Annotated in this window: 12 protein-coding genes; 8 read left to right on the top strand and 4 right to left on the bottom strand. The window is 41.2% G+C overall.

Annotated features, from left to right (window positions below):
• From ACK1LH_RS19580 to manA, 8 genes are all read left to right on the top strand, one after another.
• Window positions 1-1203, top strand: coding sequence for a glycosyltransferase family 4 protein (locus ACK1LH_RS19580; protein WP_411334062.1), 1203 nt, complete (start codon window positions 1-3; stop codon window positions 1201-1203).
• Window positions 1200-2753 carry a lipopolysaccharide biosynthesis protein gene (locus tag ACK1LH_RS19575; RefSeq protein ID WP_411334061.1) on the top strand — a complete coding sequence of 518 codons (1554 nt, stop codon included), beginning with the start codon at window positions 1200-1202 and terminating at the stop codon, window positions 2751-2753. The genes ACK1LH_RS19580 and ACK1LH_RS19575 overlap by 4 nt, the downstream gene beginning before the upstream one ends.
• 57 nt (window positions 2754-2810) lie before the next feature.
• A complete protein-coding gene (locus ACK1LH_RS19570; protein ID WP_411334059.1) occupies window positions 2811-3362 on the top strand; it encodes an acyltransferase in 552 nt (183 codons plus the stop codon).
• Window positions 3363-3507: 145 nt separating this feature from the next.
• Window positions 3508-4887, top strand: a complete 1380-nt coding sequence (locus ACK1LH_RS19565; RefSeq protein WP_411334058.1) for a sugar phosphate nucleotidyltransferase — start codon at window positions 3508-3510, stop codon at window positions 4885-4887.
• 3 nt (window positions 4888-4890) lie between these two features.
• On the top strand, window positions 4891-5982 hold the full coding sequence (locus ACK1LH_RS19560; protein WP_411334056.1) for a glycosyltransferase: 1092 nt from the start codon (window positions 4891-4893) through the stop codon (window positions 5980-5982).
• A gap of 1 nt (window position 5983) precedes the next feature.
• A complete protein-coding gene (gene galE / locus ACK1LH_RS19555) occupies window positions 5984-6964 on the top strand; it encodes a UDP-glucose 4-epimerase GalE (protein ID WP_411334054.1) in 981 nt (326 codons plus the stop codon).
• Between the two features lie 78 nt (window positions 6965-7042).
• A complete protein-coding gene (locus ACK1LH_RS19550) occupies window positions 7043-8779 on the top strand; it encodes a phospho-sugar mutase (protein WP_411334052.1) in 1737 nt (578 codons plus the stop codon).
• A gap of 38 nt (window positions 8780-8817) precedes the next feature.
• Entirely contained in the window at window positions 8818-9768 is a 951-nt protein-coding gene (manA, locus tag ACK1LH_RS19545) for a mannose-6-phosphate isomerase, class I (RefSeq protein ID WP_411334050.1), read from the top strand.
• Between the two features lie 39 nt (window positions 9769-9807).
• Here the strand turns inward: manA and ACK1LH_RS19540 are convergent, their stop codons facing one another.
• The 4 genes from ACK1LH_RS19540 to ACK1LH_RS19525 form a co-directional block, all read right to left on the bottom strand.
• The gene (locus tag ACK1LH_RS19540; protein WP_411334049.1) at window positions 9808-10818 is read right to left on the bottom strand and encodes a LacI family DNA-binding transcriptional regulator; all 1011 of its coding nucleotides are present in this window, start codon (window positions 10816-10818) and stop codon (window positions 9808-9810) included.
• Window positions 10815-11510 carry a DUF624 domain-containing protein gene (locus tag ACK1LH_RS19535; RefSeq protein ID WP_411334047.1) on the bottom strand — a complete coding sequence of 232 codons (696 nt, stop codon included), beginning with the start codon at window positions 11508-11510 and terminating at the stop codon, window positions 10815-10817. Before ACK1LH_RS19535 ends, ACK1LH_RS19540 begins: the two co-directional genes overlap by 4 nt.
• A 13-nt stretch (window positions 11511-11523) precedes the next feature.
• A complete protein-coding gene (locus ACK1LH_RS19530) occupies window positions 11524-12369 on the bottom strand; it encodes a carbohydrate ABC transporter permease (RefSeq protein ID WP_411334045.1) in 846 nt (281 codons plus the stop codon).
• Window positions 12370-12468: 99 nt separating this feature from the next.
• Window positions 12469-13404, bottom strand: a complete 936-nt coding sequence (locus ACK1LH_RS19525; RefSeq protein WP_411334043.1) for a carbohydrate ABC transporter permease — start codon at window positions 13402-13404, stop codon at window positions 12469-12471.
• Between the last annotated feature and the right edge of the window lie 29 nt (window positions 13405-13433).

Raw genomic sequence — 13433 nt, 5'->3', positions numbered from 1 at the left:
ATGAAAATTGGAATTATATCGCCTGGGAGATTGCCAGTTCCACCAATTAAAGGTGGAGCTGTTGAAACATTAATCAAGGATCTTCTAATGGAGAATAGTGTAAAAAAAGATTTGAATATAGATTTATTTAGTTGCTATGATAAGGAGATCGGCGATACAGATAATATTGGATACAAATTAATAACCGTTAAAAAAAGTATTATTATTGAAACTCTAAATAATTTGATACCAAATTCATTTGGTAGAATACAAAGGTTGATAAATAAAATTAAAGATTATATATATATACAAAAAGTAAAGAAGGTAATCCTTAACAGTGAGAGCAATTATGATTTTATTATAATAGAAAACAAGCCTAATTTTATACGAAGTTTTAATAAAATACTAAAAGCAAAATTTATTTTACACTTGCATAATAGTCATATAAAAGAATATAGTTCACATGTTTTTGAAAATTACGACTGTATAGTTACGGTTAGCAAATATATAAAAAATGAGATATTGAATAATCATGGTTATATTAGTACTCCAATAAAAATTTTGTATAATTGTGTTTCTGAAGAATTTATTTTAAGCCCCAAAATTAGCAAAGATATAATTAGAAAAGAGTTAGGGTTTGGAAAGAACGATTTCATAGTAACATTTGTTGGTAGAATAGTTGAAGAAAAAGGCGTTATGGAACTTGTAAAGGCATTTAAATTAATAGAAGATTCAAACATAAAGTTAATGGTTATAGGTTCTTCCTGGTTTGCTTCTGAATATAAGACAGAATTTGTAAAAAAACTTGAAGCCGAAGCTAAAGACATAGAATCAAAAATTAAATTTACGGGTTATATTCCTCATGAGAATTTAGCGAATACTTTACAAATATCAGATACAGTTGTATTGCCTTCCATTTGGAATGAACCATTTGGTTTAACTATTATAGAATCTATGGCGTTGGGAAAATTAGTCATAACAACCAATAGAGGTGGTATTCCAGAAATTTTTAAAGGAAATGATGGTGTACTACTTACCGCGGAAAATATTGTATCAGAAATTGCAGAAAAGGTAGTATATTACTTTAACAATCCAATAGAAAGAACCGAGTTAGAAAGAAATGCTATAGAGACAGTAAACTCGTATTATTGTAGAAATACATTTTACGATGAATTTATAAAGATATTGAATGAGTTAAAAGAAGGGATAAAAAATGAGCAATGAATGGGTCAAGAACTTACAAATCTTTTAAAAATTCGACTGTTGCAATAGCCGCGCAATTATTAAGTATTCTTCTGAGTTTTATAACAAGAACTTTTTTTATTAAATATTTAGGTGTTGAATTTTTAGGAATAAATGGTTTATTTATAAACATTCTAACTATATTATCTCTTGCAGAATTAGGTGTTGGAACAGCAATTGTCTATTCAATGTATAAACCAATTGCAGAGGGTAACGAAATAAAAATTGCAGCACTGATGAACTTGTATAAAAAACTGTACATTTCTATAGGTTTATTCATAGGTTTGGTAGGAATTAGTATAATACCATTTCTTGAAATAATGGTTAAAGGAAATACAGAGGTATCCAATTTAGAGAGATTATATATTTTATATCTAGCTAATACAGTTATTAGCTATTTTTTTACGTTTAAAAGATCCATAATTATAGCTAATCAATACGGTTATCTCAATAAATTGAACATTATTCTATTTAGTATTATTCAAAATATCCTACAGATATTTTTACTAGTCTTAACGTCGAATATTTATTTGTATTTAGTTACACAGATTCTGTGTACTTTGCTATCTAATATTTTTATTTCTATAAAGGCAAATAAAATGTACCCGTACTTAAAAAAATATAAAAAAGCAAAGGTTGACAATGAAGAAAAAAGAGAAATTTCTAAAAATATCATAGCAATGATGTCACATAAGTTAGGATCAGTAGTAGTAAGTGGAACAGACAATTTACTTATATCAGCATATGTCGGTATAGCTTCCGTTGGACTTTATTCAAACTATGTGTTAATTTCAAATACCCTTAAAGCTGTTACACTACAAGGGATTGAGGCCATTACTGCAAGCGTTGGAAATTTAACAGCTATTGGGTCTAAAGAGCATTCATACGAAATATTTAAAAAGGTTTATTTTATAAATTTCGTAACGACATTTTATTCTGTGGTATTCCTTTATGTGTTTATTAATCCGTTTATAATAATTTGGATTGGTGAAAAATATTTGTTAAGTCAACAAATAGTATTAATGATAGTGATTAATTTTTATGTAGTACAAATGAGGCAGCCTTCAATTGTATACATCAATTCATACGGTTTATTTTGGAAAATAAAATGGAAATCTCTAGTAGAGGCGGTATTTAATCTATTTATTTCTCTTATCTTAGTTTCGGTGTTTAATATGGGTATATTTGGGATCCTTATTGGCACATTGCTAAGTAATATGGTTACAAACGTTTGGTGGGAACCTTTCGTAGTATTTAAATATGGGTTTAATAAGTCAATTTTATCTTATTATAAAACATATGTCGTAGACAGTTTAATCTGTATCATTACCATGATTACCGTTGACAAAGTGGCTGGGATTTTAATAGAAAATCTCATATTAAATTTTACTATATCCAGTATTTTAGTAACACTAATTTTAATGGTAGTCTACGGTAGGAGAGAGGAGTTTAAATTTAGCTTGTCGTTGATAAAGTCAATTCTCAAAACAATTTTTAATAAGATAGCTGCAAGTAAGAATAAATCGCAATAATTTATTCTTACTGTCATTAAAACTGCATTTAATTATTTCCGTTCAAGGAGGTTAATTATGAACGCAAACTACTACAAACTAGTTATGCGATTATTAAAGATTAAATTTGGCTCTGGTTTAAGTTTGCAAGGTTTACCGATAATATATAACAAAAAAGGAGCAAGTATTAATATAGGCAGAAAAGTAACTATCAAATCATCTTTCTTATCTAATTTAGTAGGTTTATACTCTCGCACTATTATAGTAGCTAGAGTACCGGGTGCTAAAATTGAGATTGGTAATAATGTGGGGATTTCCGGAGCAACCATTTATGCGAGGAAGCTTATTGTAATTGGTGAAAATACTTTAATTGGTGGTAATGCGAAAATTTTAGACAATGATTTTCACCCAATCGAAGCAGAAGATCGTAATGCAGACATTAAAGAAAAAATTGGCACAAGCTCCATAATTATTGGGAAAAATTGTTTTGTAGGATGTAATGCACTAATTTTGAAAGGTACAGAACTTGGAGATGGTTGTGTAGTTGGTGCTGGTGCAGTTGTAAGTGGTAAGTTTCCGCCTAATAGTGTCATAGTAGGAAACCCCGGTAAAGTGATAAAATTGTTGTAACTTTAAAAACTGAAAACTACCGTTAAGAAGACCATCATGATTTAACTTGCAAATATGCACTGGTATTATAAATACATTATATTTAGAATGTTTTTTGTATAAAGTATATACTATAGTTGTTAGAAGATTTGATAAGGAGGTCCATATGAAACTAGTACTACTCTCAGGTGGCTCAGGCAAACGCCTCTGGCCCCTGTCAAACGACACACGATCCAAACAGTTTTTAAAAGTGCTGGAGGACCAGGAAGGCACGCGCCAGTCCATGGTGCAGCGTGTATGGAATCAGTTGGAGACCGTTGGGTTGTCTGATTCTGCTGTGATCGCAACGTCAAAAACACAGACTGAAATGATTTATACTCAATTAGGTACGGATGTACCTTTGATTATTGAACCGGAACGAAGAGACACTTTCCCTGCGATTGCTCTTGCCGGTTCTTTTTTATTTTCTGAAAAGCATACAGATTTGGATGAAACGGTGATTGTGCTGCCAGTCGATCCGTACGTGCATGACAACTTCTTTGAACGTGTGAAGGTACTGGATAGTGTGTTACAAAGCTCCGATGCTGATTTAGCTTTAATTGGGGTTAAACCAACGTACCCTTCATCTAAATATGGTTACATTGTGCCTGAAAGAGAAGAGGATGGTTTCTATCATGTTGAGCGTTTTACGGAAAAGCCGAGTGAGGAAAAGGCTGTTACGTTGATCGAGCAGCATGCTCTCTGGAACTGCGGCGTATTTGCATTTAAACTGCGCTACCTGATTGATATTCTTGAGGCGAAGCAGCTGCCGATTACTTATGATGTTCTTTCTGCGCACTACAGCGATCTTCCTAAGATCAGCTTCGATTATGAGGTAGTAGAGAAGGCCAAACACATCGTTGCTGTTCCATATGAAGGATACTGGAAGGATCTTGGTACATGGAATACCCTTACCGAAGAAATGGCTACTGCTCAAATCGGAAAAGGGATTATTTCGAATGATTCAGAGAACACGCATTTAGTTAATGAACTGGAAATTCCAGTTACGGTGGTTGGATTATCTGATATTGTAGTGGCTGCCAGCCCGGATGGAATTCTGGTTGCAGATAAGGCATCAAGTCCAAAAATTAAGGATCTGATCGGCGGTTTTAATAACCCTCCTATGTATGAAGAGCGAATCTGGGGCTGGTCGAAGGTTCTGGATTATGCAAAATATGAAAACGAAGAAATGGTGACGAAACGCATTTGCATCAATGCCGGTAAGAACTCTACTTATCACTATCACAACCTTCGAAATGAAGTTTGGACAATTGTCCGCGGTGAGGGTGAACTTGTACTAAACGACAGCATCCGCCGTGTTAAAGCAGGAGACATCATTCATATACCTGTCGGGAAAAAGCATGCGATTCGCGCCATTAAAGAGCTTGAGTTCATTGAAGTGCAGACAGGAAAAGAAGTAGTCGATACAGACTTTATCAGGTTGTATGCTGACTGGGAAGAAATCCTTCTTCATTACTACAGCTCACAGGCACAGGTTATTGTCTAAACGATGAAGACCATTGCTTACTATATTTCTGAATATGGCTATGGACATGCCACCCGTTCCACAGCACTTATTCGGGAGCTGATGAATCATAGTGAAGTAAGAGTTGTGATCTGCAACTCCTTCGCCATGGATTTTATAATGGATTCTCTGCAAGAGCACGGAGACAGGATTGTTTATCATCGTGCTTCGACGGATGTCGGTTATGTCCTGAAGGAACAGTCATTAGATATCGATTCAGCTGCTCTTAATGAAGCTTGCAGATACTATTTAAAAACTCTTCCGGACGTCGTTTCTGCAGAAGCTGCGTTTTTGCAAGACTATGATGTTGACCTAATTATCTCTGACATTTCACCGCTTGCTTTGGAAGTGGCTGAAAGCTTGCAGTTACCGTCACTGGGGATTTCCAATTTCACCTGGCATACTGCTTATAAGAATGTCATCAATCAGGAGCTGTTGGCGGCTTTTGCTGACAGTTATGATAAGATGGATTATTTCTTCTCATTAGCAGGAAGTGTGGAACCTCAGTGGGGCACTAAAGACAATCAGTCATTTGGCTTTTTTAGCAGAAGAGTAAGTGAAACAGAAGTAAGAAGGATCCGTGACTCTCTCGATCCTCAAGGCGACAAGCATCTTGTATTTCTGCCAATTGGGATGAAAATTGATATGGGTGATATCACGAAACTTCCCCTATGGAATCGAGAGAATTGTATCTTTGTCGTATCGAGCAATATGACGATTGACCATCCAAATGTACATAAAATCCCTTCATCCTATACAGAGGTCCAAAACTTTGTGGCAGCGGCTGATTTAGTGATTTCTAAAGCGGGCTGGGGAACCATCAGCGAAGCGGCCGGAAACGGTACTTCCCTGGCTATCATTAATCGACCGGGTATGAATGAAGATCAAAATACCATTGCATATTTGGAGGTTCACCGTTTGTGCGAATTGATTACTTGGGAAGATTTAGATGACTTAAATTTAGAGACATACATTAAAAAAGCGAAACTTGAACACCTGAATGAGGTCGGGCTTCTGGCTGAGAGTGTAATTGATATTCTTGAGATAGAAGCGAACACTGAAAAGGAGGGGCTATAATATGATTTTAGTCATCGGAGGCGCCGGCTATATAGGCAGTCATGTAGTGAAAGAACTGCTAAAATCAAAAGAGGTTGTTATTCTTGATAATTTATCAACCGGACATCGATGGGCAGTGGACGAAAGAGCTGTTTTCGTGGAAGGTGATCTCGGAAATAAAGATGACTTGAAGGCTCTTTTTTCTCAGTATCCGATTGAAGCTGTTATGCATTTTGCTGCAAGCAGCTTAGTGGGTGAGTCGGTAACCAATCCAATGAAGTATTATATGAATAATGTTTCTTCCACACTCACGTTGCTTCAAACCATGCTGGAGTTTGGAATTAACAAATTCATCTTTTCATCAACAGCAGCTACATATGGCATTCCGAATGTAGTCATGATTACGGAAGATACGGCGACAAATCCGATTAATCCTTACGGCCAGTCGAAATTGATGGTAGAGAATATTCTTTCTGACCTTGCTAAAGCGAATGACCTGAAATATGTTGTTCTGCGCTACTTTAATGCAGCAGGTGCCTTTGAGTCAGGAAAGATTGGTGAAGAGCACGATCCAGAAACGCATCTTATTCCATTAATCCTGCAGCATCTTCTTGGCCAGAGAGAAAGCATCTCTATTTTCGGTTCAGATTATGAGACAGAGGATGGCACGTGCATTCGCGATTACATTCACGTAACGGACCTTGCCCATGCTCATATCCTTGCACTGGAAGCGTTGCTTGAAGGAAAGAAAGAGACGGCTACCTATAACCTTGGCAATGGTCTGGGCTATTCGGTTAAAGAAGTAGTTGAGATGTGTGAGAACGTAACCGGTAAAAAAGCAAATGTTGTAATGGCTGACAGAAGAGCTGGTGATCCAGCGAGGCTTGTTGCTTCTTCGGACAAGATATACAAAGAGCTTGGATGGAAAACTGAATACTCTCTGGAACAAATCATTTCAACCGCCTGGAACTGGCATCAAACAAGAGTGCCAGTAAAGGGCTGAATCTTTCAAAGGCTGCATCCTACCGGTGCAGCCTTATTTACTTGTGTCCAAAATTGATAAATGTGAGGCAAAAAACCAATGAACTGGAACGAACAACTAGAAAAATGGCTGGCTTTTGATGAATTGGAGGAAGACTTGAAAACGTCGCTTCTTCACATCCAGCATGATCCTAAACGAGCAGAAGATTCCTTTTATAAAAATGCAGAATTTGGAACTGGCGGCATCCGCGGGGAGCTTGGACCGGGTACGAATCGATTGAATACGTATACCATCCGCAAAGCAACGGAAGGTCTGGCCAAGTACATTGAGGATCAAGGTGAGCTTGCAAAAACAAGAGGAGTTGTCGTTGCGTATGACTCTCGGCACAAGTCTCCTGAGTTTGCGCTGGAAGTTGCTAAAACGCTCGGCCATCATGGCGTCACGACGTATGTTTTTGATGAGCTGCGACCTACTCCGGAACTGTCTTTTGCAGTTCGCTACCTGAATGCTTTTGCAGGGATTGTCATTACAGCAAGCCACAATCCTCCTGAATATAACGGATTCAAGGTTTACGGCGAGGATGGAGGGCAGCTTCCTCCAGGAGCGGTTGATCAAATTAGCTCGTACATTGATGCAATTGAAAATGAGCTTTTGATTCCTGTATCGGATGAGCAAACGCTGCTTGATGAGGGATTACTGGTTTACATCGGAGAAAAGGTTGATGCTGCCTACCTCCAACAGCTGAAAACGATTCAGCTGAACGAAACGGCCGGAAGCGACTTGAAGATTGTATTTACTCCTTTGCACGGAACAGCGAACAAGCTTGTGAGAAGGGGACTGGAGTCCTTCGGTTTTGAGCATGTAACAGTCGTCAAGGAGCAGGAGCTTCCTGATCCTGACTTTTCAACGGTCACGTCACCAAATCCGGAAGAGCATGAGGCGTTTGAGCTGGCGATTCAATACGGAAAAGAGCAAGATGCTGACATTTTGATGGGAACAGATCCGGATGCCGACCGTCTTGGTGTGGCGGTCAAAAACAGTGAGGGAGAGTATGTCGTTCTTACAGGAAACCAGATGGGTGCGCTGATGCTACATTATCTGCTTTCACAGAAAAAAGCGAAGGGCTTGCTTCCTGAAAATGGTGTCGTAGTGAAGACGGTTGTTACGTCTGAAATTGGACGTGCGATTGCTGGAAGCTTTGGCATTCCAACGATTGATACACTGACAGGCTTTAAGTTCATTGGCGAAAAGATCAATGAATTCGAAAAATCTGGAGAGTATGTGTATCAGTTCGGCTATGAGGAAAGCTACGGCTATTTGATTGGGGATTTTGTTCGTGATAAAGATGCCGTTCAGTCAGCTTTGTTCGCGGCAGAAGTTGCTGCCTACTATAAAGCGAAGGGCATGTCCATGTACGAAGGCTTGCTTGAGATTTTTGAAGAGTACGGATTCTATCAGGAATCTCTTCAGTCATTGACTCTGAAAGGGAAAGATGGCGCTGAGCAAATCCAATCTATTATGAATTCCTTCCGAGATAATCCACCAGTGGAAATAGTGGGATTAAAGGTGTCGGTTGTAGAAGATTATGAATCTAGTAAAAAGATTAATACAATCAGCGGAACCACTGAGATGATCAACCTTCCTAAATCCAACGTATTGAAGTATTACCTTGAAGATGAATCGTGGTTTACTCTGCGTCCTTCCGGTACAGAGCCTAAGGCTAAATTCTATTTTGGGGTAAAGGGCGATTCACTTGAGAAGAGCCAAGAGTCACTAAAAGCAATCCAAGATGCTCTTATGGAAAGAGTACACAGCATCGTTGCTGCTTCCGTATAGAACACATGGAAAATGATGGAAAGAAAGAAGGAACGAACGTGACACAGTCACCCCTGTTTTTAAACCCCGTCTTCCAGGAACGCATCTGGGGCGGGACCTCATTGAGAGATCAATTTAACTACGAAATATCATCTGATCTAACAGGTGAATGCTGGGCAATCTCCGCTCATCCGAACGGACAGAGCATAATTGCATCCGGTGAGCATGCCGGCAAAACACTTGGCCAGCTGTGGGACGAGAACCGTGAGATTTTTGGAGGAGTTGAGGGAAGCAAATTTCCTTTGCTGACAAAAATTCTCGACGCTAATAACGACCTCTCCGTCCAGGTTCACCCTGACGATGAATATGCTCACACCAACGAAAACGGCGAGCTCGGCAAAACCGAATGCTGGTACATCATCGACTGCAAAGAGGGAGCCGACATGATCTACGGTCACACCGCTTCCTCAAAAGAAGAGCTTGTCAAGATGGTGGAAAATGGTGAGTGGAACTCTCTGCTCCGCCGCGTAAAGATTAAGCCTGGCGACTTCTTCTATGTGCCGAGCGGAACGATTCATGCGCTGTGTGAAGGCACACTTGTTCTTGAGACGCAGCAAAGCTCTGATACAACATATCGTGTCTATGATTATGACCGGACAGACGATAAAGGCGAGAAGCGGGAGCTGCATTTGGAGAAGGCAATTGAGGTGAGTACAGTCCCTCATGTGGACCGCGAAGCACAGCCGGCGGTTGCTCAATTGAAGAATGTGACGATTACGACCTTTGTAGAAGAAGAGTACTTTACCGTCTACAAATGGGAAGTGAACGGACAGGCATCTTTTTTAAAGGAGCAGCCTTTCCTGATCTGCAGTGTCATTGATGGAGATGGTAAACTTGTTCATCAGGGCGAAACACACACTCTTTCAAAAGGCGCTCATTTTATTCTTCCGGCTGGGGTAGATGAGTTTGAGATTGATGGAAGTTGCAGTTTGATTGTTTCTCATATTTAAAGTCAAAAGGGTAAGAGGGATTGCTCTCTTACCCTTTTGCTATTTAGTTAAGCTTGACCCTCGTAAAATCAGCCTAGCCGGCAGCAACGTCTCCTGAAAAGGCTCCTCTTTATTCTCCATTCTCCAAAACAGCTGCTCGACAGCTTTTCTTCCAAATAGATTCAAGTCAATATCCATTGTAGAGATTTTCGGGTTTGCGATTTGTGACAGCTGACCGTTGTCAAAGCTTGCTACGGCTGCGTCAGAGGGTACTGAGTATCCAAGCCGCTGCAGGGTTGTCATGGTCAGGAAACCCAATCCGTCGTTGACGCAGAACCAGGCGGTTGGCTTGTTCCCGTCCTCCAGGTTTGAGAGGAAGGAGGTAATGTTTTCTTCGCTTTCTTCTGCCTGCAAGTTCATCCAGTGTTTGTTTTGTTCGAGTCCGTGGCGTCTTAGGGCGAGCTGGTAGCCTTCCCAGCGTTCCTGGTAGCTTGGGGAGTAGTCGATGTTTCCCATGAAGCCAATTCTTTTGTGGCCCTGTTCGATGAGGTGCCGTACCATTTCGTAGCCGCCGAAGCGGTTATTGGTAAGGATGGCGTCTGCTTGGTTGAGCGGGTCGTGATGGTCGATCATGACGGTTGGCAAGCCGGTTTCCAGCACTTTGTTTATATAGTCGGTTGTGAGATGGGACAGAATCAGGACACCATCGACGGATTTTTCTTCGATGATGGACGGGAGCTTGAGGGTTTCTGCTGCTTCTTCATCGACTGAGTGTATCAGCAGGTTCATGCCTCTTGATTTGAGTTCTTTTTCGATGCTCAGGTAGATTTCTCCGAAGAAGCTTTTGAATGAGAAAGCTCTGATTGAGGCAATGAGAGCGATGGTTCCTGTCTGTCCGATGCTGCTGTTCTTTCTGGTACTTGGATAGGAGTAGCCAAGTGCATCTGCTGTTTTTTGGACGAGCATCCGTGTCTCTTCGCTCACGCCTGGTTTTCCGGTGAGCGCCTGGGAGACGGTGTTTTTAGATATGTTCAGTTTATCTGCAATGTCCTGCATGGTAATTTTCTTCATTTGACCACCTGTGTGTTTTGTAGAGTTTCTGTATTTTCTTCGATTTCTGCAAATAGTCCTTTATGAATAGTCATGATGGCGTAAAAGAGCGGGCTGAGCAGCAGGGTGATTGCGTAAAGCTGAAAAAAGTAGACACAGATGCCCCAAGCTGCAAGTGCACTCATGATTAAGAGCGTGTTTTTTATTCTTAGGAAAGTAAGGCCGACAGCAATCCGCACAGCTTCCATCCTGCTGATGTCAAAGCGTGACAGCAGAGGATAAAGATAAAAGATAATGATCACATTTAAGATCAATAGAACATATAGGACCGAACGGAAGATTTCATTCATTCCTTCTACTAATGTGATATCCGCGAGCAGAAACAGGCTGATCAGCAGCAGGACGCTCCATAGAATCATAGCGTGCTCTCCGTTTTCTTTTAAAGCTCTCAAGTAATCCGATGTGACAGAGATGTTTCCTTCGCGCATGAGCTTTCCCATAGTGCCGAAAAGAGCGGCGGCCGCCGGTCCGGCAGGGAGAAGACTGACATAGAGCATGAGCCACAAGAGAAGGTTTTTCTCGTTCCATTCTATCATCAGCACGGCTGCGGCTGGTAGCAAACTGATTGAAAAAAAGAGGTTGCTGACGAGAAACCAGTAGCCGTACTGGAGGATTTTCAGTGAGAGTGTCTGTTGGTTCAGCTGCTTCATCATTCGGCAAAACTCCTTATCCTTTTATACCTGTAACGGTGATGCCTTCAACAAAGTATTTCTGCAGGGAGAAAAAGATGGCGATGGTCGGAATTAAGACAAGCAGAGATGCGGCCATAAGCGGTCCCCATTCGACTTTGGTCATGCCGTTAAACATCGCAAGTCCGAGCTGCAGGGTGAATTTGTCCGAGCTGTTTAAATACATGAGCGGCCCGAGCAAATCGTTCCACGAACCCTGGAACGAAAAGAGGGCAATCGTAATCAGCGCCGGCTTTGAAAGCGGCAGGAAAATCCGGTAGAAAATCTGGAAGCGGCTCGCACCGTCAATCAGAGCGGATTCTTCCAGCTCTTTCGGGATTGAGGCGAAGAACTGCCTCAGCAGGAAGATGAATACTGCCTGGCCTCCAAAGAAAGCGGGAACAATCAATGGATAGAAGGTGTCAATCCAGCCGATTTTGCTGAACATGATAAAGACCGGAATCATCGTGATTTCACCCGGCAGCATAATCGTTGACAGCAGGATGAAAAACCAGATGTTTTTGCCCGGAAAGTTGAATCTGGCAAAGCCGTAGGCCACAAAGGCAGAGACAAATACCTCTGCAAACATTCTGAAGCCTGTAATGACAACCGTATTTTTCAAGTAGAGGAAGAACGGAATATCCGTGACCGCGCGTTTGTAATTCTCCCACTGCAGGGTTTCCGGAAACCACTGCGGCGGAATCTGGAAGACAACGTCCCCTGATTTCAGCGAGGTGGAAATCATCCAAAACAGCGGAAGGATGGTAGCGATGGATGTCGCGATCAGAAAGGTATAAACAAAGGTATTCTGTATTCGTTTTCGTTGAGGAATCGTTAAGCTCATCTGTTTCACCTGCATCTTTCTTTATCGTTGCGGCTTATACAGGCGCAGGCGTTCTGGCTGGAGCCAATCCGGCTGACAGGCAGCGGGATGCCCGCGCTTTTAAGCGTCCAATTGCTTTGGTTTCGTTTTGAAGAGTTTGCGCTTTTTCTTTTTTGCTGCGTCCTGGCCTTCTCCCTGATAGAACACCCATAGAGAGGAGGATCTGAACACGAGCAGCGTCAGGACCAGGATAATGACGAACAGCATCCAGGCCATAGCGGTTGCATAGCCCATTTTGTAGTAGCTGAACGCATTTTCGTACAGGTACACCATGAAAAATTGGCCCTGGTTGCCTGCGCCTCCGATAATATAAGCGTCATTGAATTTTTTAAAGGAACCAATGATGCCCATGACCAGGTTGTAGAAGATGACAGGGCTCAGCATTGGAATCGTGATATGCCTGAACTTATGCATCCAGTTGGCTCCGTCGATGTCGGCTGACTCATACAGACTTGCAGGGATGTCCTGTAGTCCGGCAAGGTACGTCAGCATGCCGCCGCCTGCGCCCCAGATGGCCATCATAATGTAGGAAGGCAGCACCCAGCTTGGATCTCCGAGCCAGTTCGGGCCGGAAATGCCGATATATGATAATAACAGATTGATTAATCCGTACTCAGGATCCAGTATCCAGCGCCAAAGGAGGGCGATGGAAACACCTGAGACGATGGCAGGCATGTATAAGGCTGTTCTGAAAATGTAGATGCCTTTTACTTTTATATTGACGACAGCTGCAATGGTAAGGGAAGAGATAATGCCAAGCGGGATGGCGAATGCAGCGAAAACGGCCGTTACTTTCAATGAGTTAAGGAAGCTTGGATCGTTGAATAAAGCAATATAGTTGTCAAAGCCGATGAAGGTCGGCGCTGTGAATGAATTCCAGTCTGTAAAGCCAATATAAAAAGCGAATCCGATCGGGAAAACGGTAAAGATGAAAAATCCCAGTATCCACGGGGAGATAAATAGGTAGCCTTCGTATTTGCCAAGTCGTTGTTTCATCGTATCAACCTCTTTAGAAGTCAGCCCTC

The sequence above is a fragment of the Metabacillus indicus genome (genome assembly GCF_046603695.1).
GTDB lineage: Bacteria > Bacillota > Bacilli > Bacillales > Bacillaceae > Bacillus_P > Bacillus_P indicus.
The sequence above is the reverse complement of the archived record's forward strand: the minus strand, read 5'-3'. Positions and strand labels throughout refer to the sequence as shown.